21 protein-coding genes are annotated in these 20,377 nt (G+C 64.2%); 8 read left to right on the forward strand and 13 right to left on the reverse strand.

The window, feature by feature from the left end; translation table 11 throughout:
* Positions 1-3 precede the first annotated feature (3 nt).
* The 4 genes from ACP15R_RS20675 to ACP15R_RS20690 all read right to left on the reverse strand — a co-directional run bounded on the left by ACP15R_RS20675 (position 4) and on the right by ACP15R_RS20690 (position 5,062).
* Positions 4-789, reverse strand: coding sequence for a carnitinyl-CoA dehydratase (locus ACP15R_RS20675; protein ID WP_424987959.1), 786 nt, complete (start codon positions 787-789; stop codon positions 4-6).
* A complete protein-coding gene (locus tag ACP15R_RS20680) occupies positions 786-2,807 on the reverse strand; it encodes an acetate--CoA ligase family protein (protein WP_424987960.1) in 2,022 nt (673 codons plus the stop codon). Before ACP15R_RS20680 ends, ACP15R_RS20675 begins: the two co-directional genes overlap by 4 nt.
* 240 nt (positions 2,808-3,047) lie before the next feature.
* Positions 3,048-4,208, reverse strand: a complete 1,161-nt coding sequence (locus ACP15R_RS20685) for an acyl-CoA dehydrogenase family protein (protein WP_424987961.1) — start codon at positions 4,206-4,208, stop codon at positions 3,048-3,050.
* A gap of 98 nt (positions 4,209-4,306) precedes the next feature.
* Positions 4,307-5,062: a class II aldolase and adducin N-terminal domain-containing protein gene (locus tag ACP15R_RS20690; protein WP_424987962.1), complete on the reverse strand. Its 756-nt coding sequence runs from the start codon at positions 5,060-5,062 to the stop codon at positions 4,307-4,309.
* A gap of 105 nt (positions 5,063-5,167) precedes the next feature.
* Here ACP15R_RS20690 and ACP15R_RS20695 point away from each other — a divergent pair, with 105 nt between their 5' ends.
* A complete protein-coding gene (locus ACP15R_RS20695) occupies positions 5,168-6,061 on the forward strand; it encodes a LysR substrate-binding domain-containing protein (protein WP_424987963.1) in 894 nt (297 codons plus the stop codon).
* On the opposite strand, the gene ACP15R_RS20700 is transcribed toward ACP15R_RS20695, so the two are convergent.
* Positions 6,031-6,450, reverse strand: coding sequence for a hypothetical protein (locus tag ACP15R_RS20700; RefSeq protein ID WP_424987964.1), 420 nt, complete (start codon positions 6,448-6,450; stop codon positions 6,031-6,033). The two genes, ACP15R_RS20695 and ACP15R_RS20700, sit on opposite strands and share 31 nt — an antisense overlap.
* 103 nt (positions 6,451-6,553) lie before the next feature.
* On the opposite strand from ACP15R_RS20700, the gene ade reads away from it, so the two are divergent.
* From ade to ACP15R_RS20725, 5 genes are all read left to right on the forward strand, one after another.
* Positions 6,554-8,356 carry an adenine deaminase gene (ade, locus tag ACP15R_RS20705; RefSeq protein WP_424987965.1) on the forward strand — a complete coding sequence of 601 codons (1,803 nt, stop codon included), beginning with the start codon at positions 6,554-6,556 and terminating at the stop codon, positions 8,354-8,356.
* Positions 8,353-9,816 (forward strand): AMP nucleosidase, encoded by a 1,464-nt coding sequence (locus ACP15R_RS20710; protein ID WP_424987966.1) that lies wholly within the window; start codon positions 8,353-8,355, stop codon positions 9,814-9,816. The genes ade and ACP15R_RS20710 overlap by 4 nt, the downstream gene beginning before the upstream one ends.
* A 143-nt stretch (positions 9,817-9,959) precedes the next feature.
* Positions 9,960-10,247 (forward strand): HU family DNA-binding protein, encoded by a 288-nt coding sequence (locus tag ACP15R_RS20715; RefSeq protein WP_424987967.1) that lies wholly within the window; start codon positions 9,960-9,962, stop codon positions 10,245-10,247.
* An 80-nt stretch (positions 10,248-10,327) separates the two neighbouring features.
* Positions 10,328-10,693 carry a VOC family protein gene (locus tag ACP15R_RS20720; RefSeq protein WP_424987968.1) on the forward strand — a complete coding sequence of 122 codons (366 nt, stop codon included), beginning with the start codon at positions 10,328-10,330 and terminating at the stop codon, positions 10,691-10,693.
* On the forward strand, positions 10,690-11,577 hold the full coding sequence (locus ACP15R_RS20725) for a DMT family transporter (protein WP_424987969.1): 888 nt from the start codon (positions 10,690-10,692) through the stop codon (positions 11,575-11,577). Before ACP15R_RS20720 ends, ACP15R_RS20725 begins: the two co-directional genes overlap by 4 nt.
* A 5-nt stretch (positions 11,578-11,582) precedes the next feature.
* Here the strand turns inward: ACP15R_RS20725 and pncA are convergent, their stop codons facing one another.
* Positions 11,583-12,179, reverse strand: a complete 597-nt coding sequence (pncA, locus tag ACP15R_RS20730) for a bifunctional nicotinamidase/pyrazinamidase (RefSeq protein ID WP_424987970.1) — start codon at positions 12,177-12,179, stop codon at positions 11,583-11,585.
* Between the two features lie 99 nt (positions 12,180-12,278).
* Here pncA and ACP15R_RS20735 point away from each other — a divergent pair, with 99 nt between their 5' ends.
* Positions 12,279-13,193: a rhodanese-related sulfurtransferase gene (locus ACP15R_RS20735; protein ID WP_424987971.1), complete on the forward strand. Its 915-nt coding sequence runs from the start codon at positions 12,279-12,281 to the stop codon at positions 13,191-13,193.
* A gap of 11 nt (positions 13,194-13,204) precedes the next feature.
* On the opposite strand, the gene ACP15R_RS20740 is transcribed toward ACP15R_RS20735, so the two are convergent.
* From ACP15R_RS20740 to ACP15R_RS20755, 4 genes are all read right to left on the reverse strand, one after another.
* Positions 13,205-14,428 (reverse strand): CynX/NimT family MFS transporter, encoded by a 1,224-nt coding sequence (locus tag ACP15R_RS20740; RefSeq protein WP_424987973.1) that lies wholly within the window; start codon positions 14,426-14,428, stop codon positions 13,205-13,207.
* Between the two features lie 86 nt (positions 14,429-14,514).
* Positions 14,515-14,859, reverse strand: a complete 345-nt coding sequence (locus ACP15R_RS20745; protein ID WP_424987974.1) for a hypothetical protein — start codon at positions 14,857-14,859, stop codon at positions 14,515-14,517.
* Positions 14,852-15,679, reverse strand: coding sequence for a 2,3,4,5-tetrahydropyridine-2,6-dicarboxylate N-succinyltransferase (gene dapD, locus ACP15R_RS20750; protein ID WP_424987975.1), 828 nt, complete (start codon positions 15,677-15,679; stop codon positions 14,852-14,854). Before dapD ends, ACP15R_RS20745 begins: the two co-directional genes overlap by 8 nt.
* A gap of 87 nt (positions 15,680-15,766) precedes the next feature.
* Complete coding sequence (locus tag ACP15R_RS20755) at positions 15,767-16,690, reverse strand: threonine/serine dehydratase (protein ID WP_424987976.1); 924 nt, start codon at positions 16,688-16,690, stop codon at positions 15,767-15,769.
* A gap of 76 nt (positions 16,691-16,766) precedes the next feature.
* Between ACP15R_RS20755 and ACP15R_RS20760 the strand changes: the two genes are divergently transcribed.
* Positions 16,767-17,609, forward strand: coding sequence for a TIGR00730 family Rossman fold protein (locus tag ACP15R_RS20760; RefSeq protein WP_424987977.1), 843 nt, complete (start codon positions 16,767-16,769; stop codon positions 17,607-17,609).
* On the opposite strand, the gene ACP15R_RS20765 is transcribed toward ACP15R_RS20760, so the two are convergent.
* From ACP15R_RS20765 to ACP15R_RS20775, 3 genes are all read right to left on the reverse strand, one after another.
* Positions 17,606-18,376 (reverse strand): DsbA family protein, encoded by a 771-nt coding sequence (locus tag ACP15R_RS20765; RefSeq protein WP_424987978.1) that lies wholly within the window; start codon positions 18,374-18,376, stop codon positions 17,606-17,608. The genes ACP15R_RS20760 and ACP15R_RS20765 overlap by 4 nt on opposite strands.
* 3 nt (positions 18,377-18,379) lie before the next feature.
* Positions 18,380-19,561, reverse strand: coding sequence for a 23S rRNA (adenine(2503)-C(2))-methyltransferase RlmN (gene rlmN, locus ACP15R_RS20770; RefSeq protein WP_424987979.1), 1,182 nt, complete (start codon positions 19,559-19,561; stop codon positions 18,380-18,382).
* Between the two features lie 124 nt (positions 19,562-19,685).
* A complete protein-coding gene (locus ACP15R_RS20775; RefSeq protein ID WP_424987980.1) occupies positions 19,686-20,216 on the reverse strand; it encodes an invasion associated locus B family protein in 531 nt (176 codons plus the stop codon).
* Positions 20,217-20,377: the final 161 nt, after the last annotated feature.

Below are 20,377 nucleotides of genomic sequence, written 5' to 3' on the forward strand. Positions count from 1 at the left end.
GCCCTACCGTCCTTTCCAGACCGGGTCGCGCTTTTCGGCAAAGGCGCGCGCGCCCTCCAGCTGGTCTTCAGATGAATACAGCACGTCGACGCTTGGCAATTGCCGCTGGGTGATACGGTTCATCGCGTCCTGGAATTTGGAATCCTCGGCATCGCGCACGATTTCCTTGATCGCCGCATAGACCAGCGGCGGCCCGCTCGCGATCAGCTGCGCCAGTTCCATGGCCCGCTCCACCAGCTTGCCCGCGGGCACCACCTCGTTCACCAGCCCCCAGCGGTGCCCTTCTTCGGCATCGAACCAGCGCCCGGTCAGCAGCAGCTCCATCGCGATGTGATAGGGAATGCGCTTGGGCAGCTTGACACTCGCCGCATCCGCGACGGTGCCCGAGCGGATTTCCGGCAGCGCAAAGGTGGCATGATCCGCCGCCAGGATCATGTCCGCGCTCAGCGCCAGTTCCAGCCCGCCGCCACAGGCAATGCCGTTGACCGCCGCGATCACCGGCTTGTTCATGCCACGCAGTTCCTGCAACCCGCCGAACCCGCCAACGCCGTAATCGCCATCCACTGCGTCCCCGTCGGCGGCGGCCTTCAAGTCCCATCCGGGGCAAAAGAACTTGTTCCCCGCCGCGGTCAGGACCGCCACCCGCAGGTCCGGGTCGTCGCGGTAATCGCGAAACACCTCGCCCATGATGCGGCTGGTCGCCAGGTCAATGGCGTTGGCCTTGGGCCGGTCCAGCGTCACCATAAGCACGGCGCCCTCGCGCGAGGTGGAAATCGGGGATGTCGTCATGTCTTGGCCTTTCGGATCAGCGCGTCCACCGCAACCGCACGGTCAGGCGTGCAGATCAGCGGGTTGATTTCAACTTCACCAACGCAGTCGGCATTGGCAACCACATAGTCCTGCACCGCCATCACCGCGCGCAGGATCGCGCCCATGTCGGCGGCGGGCTTGCCCCGATACCCGGCGAGCAACGGCGCGATGGCAAGCCGGTCAAGCGCCTGGCGGACCTGTATTTCGGAGACCGGCAACAGCAGCGAAACCGTGTCGCGCAGCAATTCGGTCAGGATGCCGCCGGCGCCAAGCGTCAGCACATAGCCATGCGCCTCGTCGCGCAACACGCCAATCAGCAGTTCGGCCACACCATCCGCGATCATCTCTTCGATCAGGAACGTGTCGGTGCCGATGTCTTGCGCCGCCTGTGCCAGCTGCTCGCGCGCCAGCCCAAGACGCACCGCCCCATGCTCCGACTTATGCGCCAGCCCGACTCCCTTGAGCACAAAGGGCGGGCGCAGATCACCGCTTGCCGCGGCCACCGCGTCACGACCGGCCACCGTGCGATACGACGGGACCGACAGACCGTGGTGGTGCAGTGCCGCCTTGGCCTCCGCTTCGCTCAGCAAGGTATCGACCGTACCTCCCCCGGGCAACAACAACGGGAGCGGATCCGGTCCGCCCACCCGCGCTGCCGCCTGCACCGCCGCCAGCGCTTCCGCCAGGCCTGAGAACGGCACCACCCCATGCGCCATCAGCCGCTCGGCCGTCGCCAATGGCATCAGTTCCGCCATGCTCGCCACGACGGCAAAGGGCGCGCCGGTGCGGGCCCGGGCCGCTATTGCCGCCTCGGTCGCACAGGCCCAGTCGCTGGCATCCGTATGCGGATAGTCGACGATGCTCATGGTCAGACCGACATCGCCCTCGGCCATCGCCGCCCAGGCCCGCGCCATCGCATCGGTGTCGCGCCAGATATAGGTATGATAATCCAACGGGTTGGCCAGTGCGACCATCGGTCCGAGAGCGGCTCTCAGGGCCGCGGTCTGGCGGTCTGCAAGCGGGGGAAATTCCAGGTCAAGCCCGAGCGCCATATCCGCGATCAGACTCGCCTCGCCGCCGGAACAGCTGATCGACGCGATCCGCCTTGACGCTAGCGGTCCCACGCCATGCAACAGCTTCAGCGTCTCCAGGAACTCTGGCACCGTGTCGACCCGGGCAATCCCCAACCGGTCCAGCAACGCCTGCGCCCCCGCATCGCTCCCGGCAAGCGATGCCGTGTGCGACACCGCCGCCCGTTGCGCCTGTGCCGACCTGCCCACCTTGAGCGCCACCAGCGGCACCCCGCGCCGACGGGCCTTCTGCGCCAGCAGCTCCCAACCGCGCAGATCGCCGAACCCCTCGATATGCAGCCCGAGCGCGGTGACCCGATCATCGTCCAGCAACGCGGCGGCGATCTCGGCCTGGCTGGTTTGCGCCATGTTCCCGCAGGTCACCATATAGGCAATCGGCAGCGCGCGTTGTTGCATGGTCATGTTGATCGCGATGTTCGACGATTGCGTCAGGATCGCAACGCCACGCCCGACCGGCTGCATGCCATGCTGATCCGGCCAGATCGCCGCACGGTCCAGCGCGTTGACAAAACCGTAACAATTCGGCCCCAGCACCGGCATGTCACCGGCCGCCGCAATCAACCGTGCCTGCAAGTCCGCGCCATCGGCATCCTCGGTCGCCGCTTCGGTAAAGCCCGACGCAAAACACACCGCGCCACCGCTTCCCAACCGCGCCAACTCCGAAACGATGTCGATGGTGGCATGGCGATTCACCCCGACAAAGGCCGCGTCAACCGGCACCGGGCAATCGGCCACCGAGGGCACTGCACGCAACCCGGCAATCTCGCGCCGGTCTGGATGCACCGGCACGATTGTCCCGTCAAACCCGATGCGCCGTGCCGCGCCGATGATCGAATCGCACCAGCTCCCGCCGCCGATCACCGCAATCCCGCGCGGCGACAGCATCCGCGCCAGATCACGCGCCATCGACAGACCCCCCGCCCGCGGGCCACGCCCGTGGCCACATTTTGTTAACCCATCGCCGCCAATCTGGCGAAACGGTACAGGCGGGGACGCCGATGACCGTGCAGGGAAAAGAGCATGCTCTTTCCAACCGGGGGGCGATCATCCGGTCGTCCCCCCTTTTTCCTGCTGAAAATATCCCGGGGAGCGCGAGGGGCTGGCCCCTCGCACCGGTCGGATGGGCCTTGCCCATTCGAAACAACGTCACGCGCCCAGGGCCCGCAACAGGTCGCGGCTGATGATATGGCGCTGGACCTCACTGGTTCCGTCCCAGATCCGCTCGACTCGCGCGTCCCGCCAGAACCGTTCCAGCGGATAATCATCCATCAACCCCATGCCCCCGTGAACCTGGATCGCCGCGTCGGTGACACGGGCCAGCATTTCGCTTGCATAAAGCTTGGCACTGGCGATCTCGCGATTGGCGGGCAGTCCCTTGTCCAGCCGGTCGGCGGCGGCCAGCGTCAGCAGGTCGGCGGCGTCGATCTCGGTGATCATGTCGGCGATCTGGAACGACACGCCCTGGAACTTGCCGATCTTCTGGCCGAACTGCTCCCGCGTCGCCGCATAGTCCAGCGCATAGTCGAACACCCGCCGCGCCCGCCCGACCGACATCGCGGCCACGGTGATGCGCGTGGCGTAGAGCCAGGTGTTCATCACCGCGAACCCGCCATCGACCTCGCCCAACACCTGCGCATCGGGCAGGCGGCAATCGTCGAATTCCAGGATCATGTTCTTGTAGCCACGATGAGAGACCGATTTATAGCCATCCCGGATGGTAAACCCCGGCGTGCCGCGATCGACCAGAAAGGCGGTGATACGCTTTTTTGGCCCTTTTGGCGTCTGATCCTCGCCTGTGGCGATGAATACGATGATGAAATCCGCGTGTTCCGCCCCCGAGATGAAATGCTTGGTGCCATTGACCACCCAGTCGCCACCCTCGCGGATCGCGGCACATTTCATGCCGCGCACATCCGACCCCGCGCCCGGTTCGGTCATCGCCAGCGCATCCATGCGGTCGCCGCGCACCGCCGGCATCAGGTAGCGTTCGACCTGCTCGCCTTCACAGGCCATAAGGATGTTCTGCGGGCGCCCGAAAAAATGATTGAGCGCCATCGACCCGCGCCCCAATTCCCGCTCCACCAGGGCAAATTCCATGTGGTTCAGCCCGGCACAGCCGACGCTCTCGGGGAAATTGCAGGCATAGAACCCCAATTCCCGGGTCTTGCGCTTGATATCCTGGGCGATCTCGTCGGGCACGTTGCCGGTGCGCTCGACCAGCTCTTCATGGGGATAGATCTCTTTCTCGACAAAGGCCCGCACCGTCGAGACGATCATCTCCTGTTCCTGCGTCAAACCGTATTGCATCTTGCCTCGCTTTTCTGGGATGTGACCGCGCACCCGCCGACACCACCCGCGTGGCGATGGCGCGGCTGGTCCTGTTGCTGGTTCCGGGGCGGGGTGGGTTAGCTGGCGTAATCCGAACCTTCGAAATCAAGGATCGCCTTGAGTTCCGAAAGATGCCGTTCCGCCTGTTCCGGGTACTCCTCGAGCTCGCGCGCGGTCTTTTCCGCGATGTCGTCGGGCAACACCCGCAGCGGCTGTCCGGTCTGAAGCGCGCGGATATAGGTTTCGGCGGCGCGCTCAAAGAAATACATCCGGTTGAACGTGTCCGCGACGGTATCTCCGATGATCATGATCCCGTGGTTGCCCATGATCATGACCTTGCATTTCGGGTCGGTCAGCAGCGCGGCACAGCGTTCGCCCTCGTCGCCAAAGGCCAAGCCGCCATAGCCGTCGTCGATCACGTAGCGGTTGAAGAACGTGGCGCAGTTCTGATCGATGGGCAGCAGCCGGCTGTCCGCGAGACTGGCCAGCACGGTGGCATGGATCGAATGCACATGCATCGCACAGCGCGCATGCGGGCAGAGCCGGTGCAGACCGCCATGCAGGCCCCACGCGGTTTCGTCGGGCGCGTCCGGCCCGCTGAGCGCGTCGGGATCATTGGCGTCCAGTTCCAGCAGGTCGCTGGCGCGGATGCGGCTGAAATGCACCTGGTTGCGATTCATCAGGAACCGGGTGCCTTCGTCATTGATGGCCATGGAAAAGTGGTTGGACACGCCTTCATGCATGTTCAGGCGGGCGGTCCATCGAAAGGCGGCGGCGAGATCGACGCGCTCCTGCCAATGACCCATGTTCGGTCGCAATGTGGTGACGGTCATGATTGGGGTCCTCCGGTCAGGTCGGATTTTGCCCGCGTTGCCACGGGAAATCGAACGAAAAAATCGACCCTTCCGCATTAGCATGGCTTATGGCAAGATTATAGCATGCAAGCTCCGCTCCCTCCCCTGGGCTGGCTGCGTACGTTCGAGGCGGCGGCGCGCAACCTGTCCTTTACCGGTGCCGCGCGCGATCTGAACATGACCCAGAGTGCGGTCAGCCAGCAGATCAAGTCGCTCGAGGCCTATCTGGGCCGCCCGCTGTTTCACCGCCGGCCCCGCGCGCTCGAACTGACCGAAAGCGGGATGACCTATCTGCCGGTGGTGCGCGATGCGTTTCGCACCCTGGTGCGGGGGACGCGCGCAATCACCGGCACCGATCAGGACGTGGTGCAGGTACAGGCCAACCTGACCTTTTCCGTGCATTGGCTGGCCCCCCGGCTTGCCCGGTTCCGCGCCGCGCATCCCGAGGTGCAGCTGAACCTGTCGACCGAGTTGTGGGAGCCGCCGGGGATGACCGAAGGGGTCGACGTGGAGATCCGCTTTTCCCTGCGTCCGGCGGATTCGATCCGGGCGGAATTGCTGCGCAGCGATCACTATTACCCGGTCTGCGCGCCGGGCTATCCGGTGACGCTCTCTGACCTGGCGATGCAGCCGCTTTATGATTGTTCCAACCTGCTGTGCAACTGGACCGCCTGGGCCGAGGACCAGAACCTGCCCTGGCCCGACCCGCAGGTGACCTATGCAAACACCTTTACGCTGACCCTGTCGATAGCCCGCGCCGGGGGCGGGCTGGCGCTGGCGCATGATGCGATCGCGGGCGACCTGATCCGGGCGGGGCAGCTGGTGGCGCCGTTCGGACATCGCGCGCCGATGCAGGAAGCCTATTACCTGATCCTGTCGCCACAGGCCGAACACTCGCCCAGAACGGTGGCCTTTGCGTCCTGGCTCCGCACCGAGATGGCCGCCGATCAGAGCGGTCTGCTGGGCACCCAGGCGTAACCGTTGTCACAGAGAATATAGGCTTCGCGCAGCCCGTGCGGTTTGTCGGCGGGGTCTTGCAGCACGACATGCCCGGCATCGGCGGCGCGTTTGGCGGCGTGGTCCGGGTCGGTGTCGTATAGCCGTATCTCGACCCCCGCGCCGCGTGGCGGGTTTTCGGGCAACAGGCCAAGCAGCGGGTTGGCGTGATAGGTGCCGTCGCTGTGCAGTTGAAACACCTGCGCGCCATAGGTGACAATGGCGAAATCGGCGCTGACCCGGTGCGCGGCCATGTCAAACACGGTGGCCAGAAACCGGCACTGGGCCGGCACGTCACACACCAGAATGTTCAGCCCGATGCCCCGCAGGCCGCGCCCGAAATCCTCTGCCGATACGGTTTCGTAATCCATGTGCAAGAACCTTTCGCAAAAATGCCCGCCTGGCAAGCGCGCGCTGTGCCTGAAACGCACCCTCGGGGGTTGCACCCGCCGAGGCAATCATGACAATTGCGCCATGACCCAGACCATGTTTCCCTCTTGGCCGGATGTGGCCGCCGACCTTATCGCCGTTGCTGCGTGCCGTGCCCCGGCCGACACGGTCATTCGCGGTGGTACCTGGGTCAACGTGCACAGCCGCGAGCTTTTGGGCGATCACGACATCGCCATTTCACACGGTCGCATTGCCTGTGTCACGCCGGATGCCAGCTATTGCATCGGCACCGACACACAGGTGATCGAGGCGCGGGGGCGGTTCATGATTCCCGGCCTGTGCGATGCCCATATGCATATCGAAAGCGGCATGCTGACCCCGGCCGAGTTTTCGCGGGCGGTGATTCCCCACGGCACCACCAGCATGTTCACCGACCCCCACGAGATCGCCAATGTGCTGGGCCTTGCCGGGGTGCGGATGATGCATGACGAGGCGCTGATGCAGCCGGTGAACATCTTTACCCAGATGCCATCCTGCGCGCCGTCGGCTCCGGGGCTTGAGACAACCGGACACGAGATTTCCCCCGAGGACGTCGCCGAGGCGATGCAATGGCCGGGCATCATCGGGCTGGGCGAGATGATGAATTTCCCCGGGGTTGCCAATGCGGACCCCAAGATGCTGGCCGAGATCGCCGCGACCCAACGCGCCGGCAAGACCGTGGGCGGGCATTATGCCTCGCCCGATCTGGGCCCCGATTTCGCGGCCTACGTGGCGGGCGGTCCGGCGGATGATCACGAAGGCACCTGCGAGGCCGACGCGATCGCCCGCGTGCGCCAGGGGATGCGCTCGATGATGCGGCTGGGCAGCGCGTGGTATGACGTTGAAAAACAGATCACCGCGATCACCGAAAAGGGGCTGGATGCACGCGGCTTTATTCTTTGTACCGACGATTGCCATTCAGGCACGCTGGTGAATGAGGGGCACATGAACCGGGTGGTGCGGCACGCGATTGCCTGTGGCTGTGACCCGGTGGTTGCCCTTCAGATGGCGACCCTGAACACCGCCACACATTTCGGGCTCGAGCGCGAGATCGGTTCGATCACGCCGGGTCGGCGGGCGGATGTGATCCTGAGTTCCGACCTCTCGGAACTGCCCATCGAACTGGTCATGGCGCGCGGGCAGGTGGTGGCGCGCGATGGAACTTGCCTGGTGGATTGCCCGCATTACGATTGGCCCGATACGGCGCGCAACACGGTGCATCTGGGGCATGCGCTGCGTGCCGGGGATTTTGAGATCGCCGCACCCGAGGGGGCCAACCACGCCCGTGCGAATGTGATCGGTGTTGTTGAAAACCAGGCTCCGACCAAGGCGCTGCAAGAGGATTTGCCGGTGCGCGACGGCGTGGTCGAGGGCGACGGCGATGTGTGCCAGATCGCCCTGGTCGAGCGGCACCGGGCCACCGGCGGGGTGGTCAACGGGTTTGTCTCGGGCTTTGGCTATCACGGGCGCATGGCAATGGCGTCGACCGTGGCGCATGACAGCCACCACATGATCGTTGTCGGCACCGACCGGGCACAGATGGCCCTGGCCGCGAACCGGCTGGCCGAGGTTGGCGGTGGCATCACCGTGTTTCGCGACGACGCCGAACTGGCCATGGTCCGGCTGCCCATTGCCGGCCTGATGTCGGACAGCCCCGCGCAGCAGGTGGCACAGGACGCCGAACGCATGATGCAGGCGATGCGCGATTGCGGTTGCACCCTGAACAACGCCTACATGCAGCATTCGCTGCTGGCGCTGGTGGTGATCCCCGAGCTGCGGATCTCTGATCTTGGCCTGGTGGATGTGCGCAGGTTCGAAAAGATCGACGTGCTGGAGGCCCCTGCGTGAGTGACATCCTGACTCCCGATCCCGCAGAGCCCCGCGACTATGGCGATGCCGGCGAGGCCGTTGCCCGCCTCTGTACGCTTTATGCCGAGGCCACCGGGTTCCTGACGGCACAGTTCCGCGACGCGATGCGCAACGGCGCGCCAAGCCATCGCATACGGGCCTATTATCCCGAGGTGCGGATCACCACCACGAGCTATGCACAGGTCGACACCAGGCTGAGCTTTGGGCATATTGCCGCCCCCGGAACCTATGCCACGACGATCACCCGCCCGGACCTGTTCAGCCAATACCTGACCCAGCAGATCGGCCTGTTGATCCGCAACCATGACCTCCCGGTGACCATCGGCCTGTCGGAAACGCCGATCCCGGTGCATTTCGCGGTTGCACAGGATGCCAGCCTGACGGTGCCGCAACAGGGCGCCGCCGATTTCATCCTGCGCGACGTGTTCGATGTGCCCGATCTGGCGACCACCAATGACGACATCGTCAACGGCACCCATGTGGCGGTGAACGGGGCCGGACCGCTTGCGCTGTTTACCGCGCAGCGTGTCGATTATTCGCTGGCCCGGCTGTCGCATTACACGGCCACGGACCCGGTGCATTTCCAGAACCATGTCCTGTTCACCAACTACCAGATCTACGTGTCCGAATTCGAAGCCTATGCGCGCCGGCAACTCGCCGATCCGGACAGCGGTTACGACAGTTTTGTCGCGACGCATAATGTCGAGATCACCGATCCGGACGCACCGATCGAACAGCCGCTGAAGCTGCCGCAGATGCCGACCTATCACCTCAAGCGCAAGGACGGGTCGGGGATCACGCTGGTGAATATCGGGGTTGGTCCCTCGAACGCCAAGACCGCGACCGACCACATCGCCGTGCTGCGCCCGCATGCCTGGCTGATGGTCGGGCATTGTGCCGGTTTGCGCAATAGCCAGGCGCTTGGTGATTTCGTGCTGGCCCATGCCTATCTGCGCGAGGATCACGTGCTTGACGATGACCTGCCGGTCTGGACCCCGATCCCGGCGCTGGCCGAGATCCAGATCGCACTGGAACAGGCGGTGGCGCAGGTCACGAAACTGGATGGGTTCGATCTCAAGCGGATCATGCGCACGGGCACCGTTGCCACCATCGACAACCGCAACTGGGAGCTGCGCGATCAGTCCGGCCCGGTGCAGCGCCTGAGCCAGAGCAGGTCCATCGCGCTGGACATGGAAAGCGCGACAATTGCCGCCAACGGGTATCGCTTCCGGGTGCCCTATGGCACGCTGCTTTGCGTATCCGACAAACCGCTGCACGGCGAATTGAAATTGCCGGGAATGGCGTCGGATTTCTATAATACACAGGTTTCGCGCCATCTGAGCATCGGAATCCGGGCGATGGAATCCCTGAGAAACATGCCACTTGAAAGATTGCACAGCCGGAAATTGCGCTCGTTTGACGAAACTGCCTTCCTCTGACCCCGGAAATTCGACCGAAATCAGTTGAAACCAGCATATTTTAGCTTGTCAGGTCCCACTATTCGTTGTGTTTATACACTATATACCGTTAAACAAACGGCATGAGGCCCAAGAAATCGGGCAGACGAAGGAGAGCAAAAACAATGTCAAAACCGATGACCAAAACCCAACTCGTCGCCGCGCTGGCCGAGGATATGGATACTGACAAGAAATCCGCTGGCGCCGCGCTGGACGCGCTGACCGGGCTGATCACGCGCGAAGTTTCGAACGGCGGTGCGGTGACCCTGCCGGGCGTTGGCAAGATTTACTGCCGCGAGCGTCCCGAGCGCATGGTGCGCAACCCCGCGACCGGCGAGCAGTTCAAGAAAGAGGCGGACAAGGTCGTCAAGATGACCATCGCCAAGGCGCTCAAGGACAGCGTGAACGGCTGATCTTGCATCAAGCCAGGATTTCCGAAAGGGTCGCCCCGAGGCGGCCCTTTTTCATTGGCCGCGGCAGGGGGATGGTCACGATGGCACAGGCAACAGGTATCGGCGGCGTCTTTCTGCGCGCGGACGACCCCGACAGGCTTGCCGCGTGGTACCGCGATCACCTGGGGGTCGACCTGTCCCGCGGGGCGTGGATGCAGCAGGCGGGCCCAACGGTGTTCGCGCCGTTTCCGCGTGACTCGGATTACTTCGAACGGGACCGGCAGGTCATGCTGAATTTCCGGGTCGATGACCTGGAGCGGCTGATCGCGAGTCTCGTGGCGGCGGGTATCACGGTTGAAACCCGTACCGAATGGGATTCCGAAATCGGCCGTTTCGCCCGTATCCATGACCCCGAGGGCAACCCTGTCGAACTCTGGGAACCGGCGGGGGAGGTGGCGGGCCGATGATGGATTTCCGTTCGGTCTTGATGGGCCTGGCCTTTGCCCTCATGTGGTCCTCGGCCTTTACCTCGGCGCGGATTATCGTCGTGGACGCGTCGCCGCTGTTTTCGCTGGCCATGCGGTTCCTATTGTCCGGTGTCATCGGGATCGCGATTGCCCGGATGATGGGGCAGCCGTTTCGGCTCAGCCGGAAACAATGGTATGCCACGATCCTGTTCGGCGTGTGCCAGAACGCGCTTTATCTCGGGTTGAATTTTGTCGCCATGCAGACGGTTCAGGCCAGCGTTGCGGCGATTGTCGCCTCGGCCATGCCATTGCTGCTGGCGATTGCCAGTTGGCTGTTGCTGGGCGAACGGATGCGCCCGCTGGGCATTCTTGGCCTGATTGCCGGAATCCTGGGCGTGGCGCTGATCATGGGTTCGCGCATAACCGCCGGTGTCGATCTCTATGGCCTGACGCTGTGTATCATCGGCGTTCTGGCGCTGACTTTTGCCACGCTGGCGGTGCGCGGCGCGACGTCGGGCGGCAATTTCATGATGGTTGTCGGGTTGCAGATGCTGGTTGGCGCGGCCTGTCTGCTGGTGGCGTCGGTGGCGTTCGAAGATATCCGGATCAACCTGACAACGCCGTTGGTTCTGGCCTTTCTGTACACCACGCTGGTGCCGGGGCTGGCGGCGACCTTGATCTGGTTCATGTTGCTGGACCGGGTCGGCCCGGTGCGGGCGGCGACCTTTCATTTTCTCAACCCGGTCTTTGGCGTGGCAATTGCCGCGATCCTGCTGGGCGAATCGCTGGGGCCGGTGGACATCGTGGGTGTTCTGATCGTGACGCTGGCCATTTTCGCGGTGCAGATCTCGCGCCAGCCACCGCGCCGCCCGCCGGCCAGCTAGGCGCTTCAGGTGAGCGTGACACCTGCGGCGGTCATGCCATCGCGCGCGGCCGCAAGCGAACCGTCAAGGTCGATGGCGCGGCAGAGGCCGGTCTGAACCGTCACCACAAACCCAAGCCGCGCCGCGTCCAGCGCCGAGTAGTTGACGCAGAAATCGGTGGCGAGGCCGACAAGGGTCAGATCGCTGATCCCGCGCGTGCGAAGATAGCCCTCAAGTCCAGTGGGCGTGGTCCGGTCGTTTTCAAAGAACGCGGAATAGCTGTCGATCGCGGGATTACATCCTTTGCGGATGATCATGTCGGCGGGGTTGGTGTTCAGGTCGGCGTGAAACTGCGCGCCCTTGGTGCCCTGGATGCAATGATCGGGCCACAGAACCTGGGTGCCATAGGGCATTTCGGTCGTGTCATAGGGGGATTTGCCCGCATGGGACGTGGCAAACGAGGAATGCCCCGCCGGGTGCCAGTCCTGTGTCAGGATCACCGCCGGGAAATCCGCCATCAACCGGTTGACCCCGCCCACGATCCCGTCACCGCCCGGTACGGCAAGCGCGCCGCCGGGGCAGAAATCGTTTTGCACGTCGATCACGATAAGGGCGCGGGTCATGTCATGTCTCCTTGATCCTGCGTCATGGGTATGCGGCGGGTCGGGCCGCGTCAATCCGAGCCCTTGCGCCATGGGGCAAGCGGGGCTAATTGGCGGCGCATGTATACCATCGCCGCGCTCTATCATTTCACCCGGTTTGCCGACCCCGCGGCGCTGAAACCCGCGTTGCTGGCGCTGTGCCAGGAGCAGGGAGTCACGGGAACATTGCTGTTGGCGGCCGAGGGGATCAACGGCACGATCGCGGGGCCGCGCGCAGGGATCGACGCGGTGCTGGCGCATGTGCGGTCCTTGCCCGGATGTGCCGGCCTGGAGTGGAAAGAGGCCAGCAGCGTTGAGCCGCCCTTTGGACGCATGAAGGTGCGGCTCAAGAAGGAGATCGTCACCATGGGGCAGCCCGATGTCGATCCCAAGGCGCGGGTGGGGCATTATGTCGATCCCGCCGAGTGGAACGATCTGATCCGCAACCCGGATGTCGCGGTCATCGACACCCGCAACGATTACGAGGTGGCAATCGGTACATTCGAGGGCGCGGTCGACCCCAAGACCCGGTCATTCGGCGAATTTCCCGCCTGGTGGGAAGAGAACAGGCACCGGTTCCACAACAAGCGGATCGCGATGTTCTGTACCGGCGGCATACGGTGCGAGAAATCGACCAACTACCTGCTCGGGCAGGGGGTCGAGGATGTCTATCACCTCAAGGGCGGTATCCTGAAATACCTCGAAGAGGTGCCGGCGGATGACAGCACCTGGAACGGCGAGTGTTTCGTGTTCGACAACCGCGTCAGCGTTGGGCACGGGCTTGAACAGGGGCCGCACGCGCTGTGCCATGGATGCCGCCGCCCGATCCTGCCCGAAGACATGACGCGCCCGGAATACGAGGCGGGCGTGTCCTGTCACCATTGCGTCGACGAAACCTCCGAGGATGACAAGACCCGTTTTCGCGAGCGTCAGAAACAGATGCGCCTCGCGCGTGAACGTGCCGGGGGAAGTGCAGGAGGACAGGCCGGTTCCTGATCCTACGCGGTCTATCCGGCCAACGCGGTGCGCCGTGAACGCGGGCGCGACCGCAACAGCAGCATCAGCATGATCGCGATGTTGAACCCGTTCCAGAGGATGCCGTTCACGAATGCGATCTGGTAGCTGCCGGTCAGGTCGTAGAGCCATCCCGACATCCAGCCGCCCAGTGCCATGCCGAAGATCGTCATCATGATCACAAAGCCAACCCGCGCCCCGGCCTCTTTGGCGGGCATGTATTCGCGAACCACCAGCGCATAGCTGGGGACGATGCCGCCCTGCGACAGCCCGAACACGGTGCTGACGATGTAAAGCGACACCATGCCGTCATAGGGCAGGTACAGAAACAGCGCGATGCATTGCAGGACGGACCCGATCAACAGGGTTCTCACCCCGCCCAGCCGGTCGGCGACGACTCCGGAGATCACCCGGCTGACAACACCGCCCAGCAGCATCAGCGACAGCATTTCGGCCCCGACCGCCGGCCCATAGCCCAGCCCGACACAATAGGCGACGATATGGACCTGTGGCATGGCCATTGCCACGCAACAGGCGATGCCGGCAAACCCCAGAATGTATTGCAGCGCGCGGGGGCTGAACCCGGCGCTGCGGGCGCGCAGGGCCGAGGCGGCCTCGGCGGCGTTATGGGCCTCTTGTGGCAGGCGGCGGCGCAACAGCATCGAGAGCGGGACAACCGTCACGACGGTGACGATGGCCAGCGTGACATAGACCTGCCGCCAGCCGCTTTCCGCGAGAACATCGGCCAGCATTGTCGGCCAGATCGCCCCGGAGAGGTAATTGCCGCTCGCCGCCAGCGCCACCGCGATGCCGCGCCGCTTGAGGAACCAATGCGAAATGTCGGCAATCAGCGGGCCAAACCCCACCGCCGTTCCAAGCCCGAGCACGAGATGCGCCAGCGACAGCGTGACCATGCCGGGCGCGATCACCGCAAGCCCATAGCCAAGCGCGATGCCAAGGGCCGCGCCGTTCAGGGCAAGGGTCACGCCGAACCGATCCACCAGCCGCCCGATCAGCAGGTTGCCAAGCGCGAACCCCACCATGGTCAGCGTGTAGGGCAGCGACGCCTCGGCGCGCCCGGCACCGAATTCGGCCTCGATCCCCGGCATCACCACCACCACCGCCCACATGCCCGCATTGGCCACCATGCCGATCAGCAACGTGATCAGCAGGCGCAGCCAGGAATATGTGCTGTCGTGAATGGTGGGGCCGGTCATGGGCACAGGCTAGGCCCGGTCGTGAACAAAGCAAAGACCTATCGTCGTGCCGTGCCCGGTTTTTCGCGGTGGCGGGAACCGCGGGCCTAGCCGTCCTCGCCGAAAAACGGGGTCATCTGTGCCACGACAACCGAGTTTTCGTCCAATGCCCGCTGCATCAAGGCGCGTTCTTCATCGTCGATGTCGTGGCCCGCCGCCTCGCGGTCGGCCAGCGTGCCATAGCCGGTCACGTCCAGCGGCGCGGTGTCCGCCTGTTTCAGGATCGCCACGGTTTCGCGCACCGCCTCGGCTTCGTCGATGCCGCTGGCAAAACACATCAGCGCCGCGCCGGTGGCGTCTTCTGGCAGGCCGTCACCGGATTTGCGACCGATCTGCACCAGCAGGGTATAAACCTGCTGGCGCGATGGTTTCCTGGCGGGCTTCTCAGTCACGCAGCAGCTCGTTGATGCCGGTTTTCGAGCGTGTCTTGGCGTCGACCCGTTTCACGATCACGGCGCAATAGAGGTTGATGTTGTTCCTGGACGGCATCGACCCGGCGACCACGACGGAATAGGGCGGCACCTCGCCATACATCACTTCGCCGGTTTCGCGGTCGACGATCTTGGTGGATTGGCCGATGAACACGCCCATGCCCAGCACCGAACCTTCGCGCACGATACAGCCCTCGACCACTTCCGAGCGCGCGCCGATAAAGCAATTGTCCTCGATGATGGTGGGGCCGGCCTGCATGGGTTCAAGAACGCCGCCGATACCAACGCCGCCCGACAGGTGCACGTTCTTGCCGATCTGCGCGCACGAGCCGACCGTGGCCCAGGTATCGACCATGGTGCCCTCGTCGACATAGGCACCGAGATTGACAAAAGAGGGCATCAGGACCACGCCCGGTGCCACATAGGCCGATTTGCGTACGACGCAGTTGGGCACGGCGCGAAAGCCCGCGGCCTTCCACTGGTTGTCGCCCCATCCGGCGAACTTGCTGTCGACCTTGTCCCACCAGCCGCCATTCTGCGGGCCGCCGGCATGTTGCTCCATGTCCTTGATGCGGAACCCGAGCAGCACGGCCTTTTTCGCCCACTGGTTCACGTGCCAGCTGTTGTCGGCCTGTTTCTCGGCCACCCGCAGGGTGCCGCTGTCCAGCGCGTTCAGCGTGTCTTCGATGGCGTCGCGCTGTTCCCCCGTAGTGGCGGGGGTGATCGTGTCGCGTGCCTCCCATGCGGCTTCGATGGCGGTTTCCAGCTGCGCGTTGGACATGGACGAGTCTCCTGTGATCAATCGTTGACTGCCCTATAGCGGGGCGCGCGGCGACAAACAATCTGAAGCGTGTGCGATAATCGGCGGCTATTCGGGAAACGGATCGGGGGCAATGTTGCCGCCACAGACCAGAACGGCGACGGTTTCGCCCGCTTCGGGGCGATAGGCACCCGACATCAGCGCCGCGAGCGCGGTGGCACCGGCGGGTTCGACAAGCTGGCGATTGTTGCGCCACAGGGTACGTTGCGCAGAGCTGATGGCGTCGTCGCTGACAAGGACGGACGCACCCAGATGCCGCTGTGCGAGGTCAAGACAAATAGACCCGATCCGCCGCGCCCCGAGCGCATTTGCGGCAACGCCCGAGACCTCGACATCGGTCGGTTCCCCGGCGGCGAGCGCGGCATGCAGCGCGCAGGAGGTTTCGGGCTCGACCGCGACCACCTTGCGCCGGCCGGCAAGCCAGGCCAGCGCCCCGGCGATCAGCCCGCCACCGCCTACGGCAATCAGGACGGTATCCGCCGCAAGGCCCTGCGCCTCCCATTCGCGCATGCAGGTGCCCTGGCCCGCAACCGTGGCCGGGGCGTCATAGGCGTGGATCTGCTTGGCTCCGGTCCGCGCCTCGTATTCCTGCGCAAGGTGCAGCGCGTTGGCGTAATCGCCCGGCACCACGGTCAGCTCGGCCCCGGTGGCGCGGATCAGGGCGATCTTGGAGGCCCCGGCCATTTCCGGCACAAAGATATGCGCGGCGTGGCCCAGCCGGTGCGCCGCATGGGCAACGGCGGCCCCGTGGTTGCCACCGCTTGCCGCGACCAGACCGGCATCGGGAACCGGCTCGCCAAGCAGGGTGTTAAAGGCTCCGCGCGCCTTGAAGCTGCCGGTATGTTGCATCTGTTCCAGCTTGAGCTGCACCGGGGAATGCAGCCCCGGGCCATTCACATCCAGCAGCGGTGTTCTGACCACGTGGCCTTCGATCCGGGCCGCCGCCGCGTCGATGTCCGATTTCCAATCCATTGCCTTGCCCTGTTGCTGGTCTTGCCGGGCGGAACCCTATAGGGCTGGGACGAACACGCAAGCATGGAACATCTCGATGAACGACGACCGCCAGAGCCCGTTTCGCGACGCCCATCTCGACCGCGACACCGCCGAACATGTGCCGGATACCCCCCAGACCCGCTCGCCTGCTTATCGGCTGGCCTTTGCGGATGACGATTTCCTGTGCCGCGACGAATTGCGCCCCGTGCGGTTGCAGCTTGAACTGCTCAAACCCGAGCTGATGCTGAATGAACATGGCATCGAAAGCACCATCGTGATGTTCGGTGGCGCGCGGATCCCGGCCCCGGAAAACAAGGCAGGCGCGCGCACACAGACATTGGCCGAGCTTTCACATTTCTATGACGAGGCGCGGGAGTTTGCGCGGGTGATGACCGAAACCTCGCTCCGGACGGGCGGGCGCGAGAACGTGGTGGTCACCGGTGGCGGACCCGGCGTGATGGAGGCGGGCAATCGCGGGGCACAAGAGGCCGGCGGGCATTCCATCGGCCTGAACATCGTGTTGCCGCATGAGCAGGCGCCCAACCCCTATGTGACGCCCGAGCTGAGCTTCAACTTCCACTATTTCGCGATCCGCAAGATGCATTTCCTGATGCGCGCGCGGGCGATCTGTGTGTTTCCGGGCGGGTTCGGCACGTTGGACGAGATGTTCGAGTCGCTGACTCTGATCCAGACCGGCCGGATGGAACGGGTGCCCTTCCTGCTGTTTGGCCGTGCCTTCTGGGAAAAGGTGATCAACTGGGAGGCCCTGTCCGATGCGGGCACCATTTCGGCCGAGGATCTCGACCTGTTCTCGTTTGTCGAGACCGCAAAGGAGGCCGCCGGGATCATCGACAATTGGCAGCCCACCCCGCCGCGTGACAGCATTCCGGGGCGCTAACCCGGCGCATCCGGGTTGTGGCCGCCGCATGGCATCGCACCCGCCTGCTGTTCCAGCGCGATCAGCCTTTCGAGCCGGCCGCGGTCGATCCGGCCGATGACAAGCGTGCGCCCGACCAATGTGGATGGCGTGCCGATGATACCGAAACCTGCGGCCACGGCGTTGCTGTGAGCCAGGCGCTCGCGGGTTTCGGGGCTGGCCTCGTCACGCAGGAATTGCTCGGGGTCCATGCCAAACCGCCGGGCCAGGTCGCGCAGCGCCTGCGGGCCGGGGCGCAGGACCCTGTGCATCAGGTGTTCATGCAGCGGCAGATAGCGGTCCTGCCTGCCCGCCGCAATCGCCGCCCGCGCCGCCGCAACCGAGCGTGGCCCCAGTACCGGCAGGTCGTGCCATGTGACCGCGATGGGCGCACCCGTTGCGATCAGGTCGATCACCATGCCGCTCAGCGTCGGGCAATATGGGCAGTTATAGTCGGTGAACACCGCAACCGGAACAAGGCCCGGGGGCTGCTCGCCAAATCCCGCGCCGCAGGGGTCGTTGGCGATGCTCTGTTGGCGTCGGAGGCTGTGCTCGTTAGCGGGTTCGATCCCGGCAAGCGCCACCTGTACACCCGAGAGCGATCCTGCCGACAGGCGCCGGAATCCGGGCAGGCCGGGGATCTGTTCAAAGCTGAATTCGGGTCCGATCAGCCTGGCCAGACGGGGCAGGGCGATGGTCGCCCCGACCAGCCCGGCGGCGATCAGCAGGTCGCGCCGGCGCAAAGGCACCGCTCAGAGCCCGGCCTCGGCCTCGATCTGGCGGCGCGATTTGCGGGCACGCTCGGTGGCGGATTTCAACTGGCCGCAGGCCGCCATGATGTCTTCGCCGCGCGGGGTGCGGATCGGGCTGGCATAGCCGGCCTTGTAGATGATGTCGGCAAAGGCACGGATGCGGTTGTTGGACGAACGCTGATAGGGCGCGCCGGGCCATTCGTTGAACGGGATCAGGTTGATCTTGGCCGGGATCTGGTGGCGCTTGATATGGTCGATCAGGCGGCGCGCGTCGTCGTCGCTGTCATTCACGTCCTTGAGCATCACGTATTCGAAGGTGATCCGCTCGGAATTCGAAACCTTGGGATAGGCCGCCAGCGCGGCGAGCAGTTCCTCGATGTTCCAGCGCTTGTTGATCGGCACCAGCAGGTCGCGGGTCTCGTCGGTGGTGGCGTGAAAGCTGATTGCCAGCTGGCAGCCGATTTCCTCGGCGGTGCGGGCAATCTCGGGCACCACGCCCGAGGTGGACAGGGTGATGCGCCGGCGGCTGAGCTGGATGCCTTCGGGATCCATCGCGATCTTCATCGCGTCCCGCACGTTGTCGAAATTGTAGAGCGGCTCGCCCATGCCCATCAGCACGATATTGGACAGCAGGCGGGTTTCATCCTTGGGCGCACCGATTTCCGGCCATTCGCCCAGATCGTCGCGCACCATCATCACCTGTCCGATGATTTCGCCCGCTGTCAGGTTGCGCACCAGTTTCTGGGTGCCGGTGTGGCAGAAGGAACAGGTCAGGGTACAGCCGACCTGCGAGCTGACGCAGAGCGTGCCGCGATCGTCCTCGGGGATATAGACCACCTCGACCTCGTGGCCACCGGCGATACGGGCCAGGTATTTGCGGGTGCCGTCATTGCTGACCTGCTTGCTGACCATCTCGGGAATCTCTATGACGAAATTCTCGGCCAGCTGTGCGCGATAGGCCTTGGCGAGGTTGGTCATCGCGGCAAAGTCACGCACGCCCCATTGGTAAATCCATTGCCAGATCTGCCCCACCCGCATCCTGGCCTGTTTTTCCGGCGTGCCATGGGCAATCAGCGTCTCGCGCATGGCATCGCGGGTCAGGCCGACCAGGTTGATCGGCCCGTCGGGCAATTTACGCGGAATGGTCATCACGTCCTGGGTGATCGGCGCGTTGGCGGACATGGGCATACTTTCGAGTCGCGGAGCAAGATCGTCCCTATATAGGGTTTCCGCCGCATTTCAAAACAATTCGGCCCCACCGATCATACGGTAAGGCCGCAAACATGTACATTTGCCGTGGCGCGGATCAGCTGCCGCAGCGTTTTTCCGCGTCTTCAAGCGCCGCGGTGAAGCCCAGCAGCGAGAAGGTATCCTTGGTCTGCGTGCCCCGTGCCGAACGCGCGGTTATGGTGGCCTCGGCCCCACGCTTCATCGCGGTGATGATCTTGGCATCATCCGCCGAGGTTGCCGGCCAGGCCCATTCGCCTTCGCTGAACAGTTCGAATTCGTTGCCGGAAATGTTCAGGTTCACGGTTGAACCGGGTGCAAAAGGATAGCCGCCGGTGAATGTGACCTGCCCTTTGACATCCGAGCCGGGCCGGTAGAACACGAACAGCAGGATATCGCTGCGTCGCACGGCCACGACCCGCCCGTCGCGGGTGTTGACGGTTTCCTTGGGTGCGGAAACGCTCCAGCATTCCTTGGGATCGGATTCGACAAAGACGCTCCAGTCGGTCTTGGCCGCGACCCGGTTGGTGCTTTGTTCCTGCGCTGGCGCGATGGTGGCCATGCTGGCCAGGCACAGACCCGCCGCAACGCGGGCAAGATAGGATTTCATGTGTACAGCCTCCAGACTGTCCTAGACCTCAATGATTTAAGGGGTGTCCGAGCGACCTTTGCAATCGTCTTGACGTCCGCCCCGCTGCTTGCCGACACATACACAATATCGTAAGTTTCACCACCGGCGAAAGGCCATTTGGCAGGATTTCGCCAAGTTGT

This window comes from Microbulbifer sp. S227A (assembly GCF_049800935.1).

Bases quoted from the DNA above. Each gene is read 5' to 3' on its own strand.
- ACP15R_RS20675 (WP_424987959.1), bottom strand. From the start codon at position 789: ATGACGACATCCCCGATTTCCACCTCGCGCGAGGGCGCCGTGCTTATG.
- ACP15R_RS20680 (WP_424987960.1), bottom strand. From the start codon at position 2,807: ATGGCGCGTGATCTGGCGCGGATGCTGTCGCCGCGCGGGATTGCGGTG.
- ACP15R_RS20685 (WP_424987961.1), bottom strand. From the start codon at position 4,208: ATGCAATACGGTTTGACGCAGGAACAGGAGATGATCGTCTCGACGGTG.
- ACP15R_RS20690 (WP_424987962.1), bottom strand. From the start codon at position 5,062: ATGACCGTCACCACATTGCGACCGAACATGGGTCATTGGCAGGAGCGC.
- ACP15R_RS20695 (WP_424987963.1), top strand. From the start codon at position 5,168: ATGCAAGCTCCGCTCCCTCCCCTGGGCTGGCTGCGTACGTTCGAGGCG.
- ACP15R_RS20700 (WP_424987964.1), bottom strand. From the start codon at position 6,450: ATGGATTACGAAACCGTATCGGCAGAGGATTTCGGGCGCGGCCTGCGG.
- ade (WP_424987965.1), top strand. From the start codon at position 6,554: ATGACCCAGACCATGTTTCCCTCTTGGCCGGATGTGGCCGCCGACCTT.
- ACP15R_RS20715 (WP_424987967.1), top strand. From the start codon at position 9,960: ATGTCAAAACCGATGACCAAAACCCAACTCGTCGCCGCGCTGGCCGAG.
- ACP15R_RS20720 (WP_424987968.1), top strand. From the start codon at position 10,328: ATGGCACAGGCAACAGGTATCGGCGGCGTCTTTCTGCGCGCGGACGAC.
- ACP15R_RS20725 (WP_424987969.1), top strand. From the start codon at position 10,690: ATGATGGATTTCCGTTCGGTCTTGATGGGCCTGGCCTTTGCCCTCATG.
- pncA (WP_424987970.1), bottom strand. From the start codon at position 12,179: ATGACCCGCGCCCTTATCGTGATCGACGTGCAAAACGATTTCTGCCCC.
- ACP15R_RS20735 (WP_424987971.1), top strand. From the start codon at position 12,279: ATGTATACCATCGCCGCGCTCTATCATTTCACCCGGTTTGCCGACCCC.
- ACP15R_RS20740 (WP_424987973.1), bottom strand. From the start codon at position 14,428: ATGACCGGCCCCACCATTCACGACAGCACATATTCCTGGCTGCGCCTG.
- dapD (WP_424987975.1), bottom strand. From the start codon at position 15,679: ATGTCCAACGCGCAGCTGGAAACCGCCATCGAAGCCGCATGGGAGGCA.
- ACP15R_RS20755 (WP_424987976.1), bottom strand. From the start codon at position 16,690: ATGGATTGGAAATCGGACATCGACGCGGCGGCGGCCCGGATCGAAGGC.
- ACP15R_RS20760 (WP_424987977.1), top strand. From the start codon at position 16,767: ATGAACGACGACCGCCAGAGCCCGTTTCGCGACGCCCATCTCGACCGC.
- rlmN (WP_424987979.1), bottom strand. From the start codon at position 19,561: ATGTCCGCCAACGCGCCGATCACCCAGGACGTGATGACCATTCCGCGT.
- ACP15R_RS20775 (WP_424987980.1), bottom strand. From the start codon at position 20,216: ATGAAATCCTATCTTGCCCGCGTTGCGGCGGGTCTGTGCCTGGCCAGC.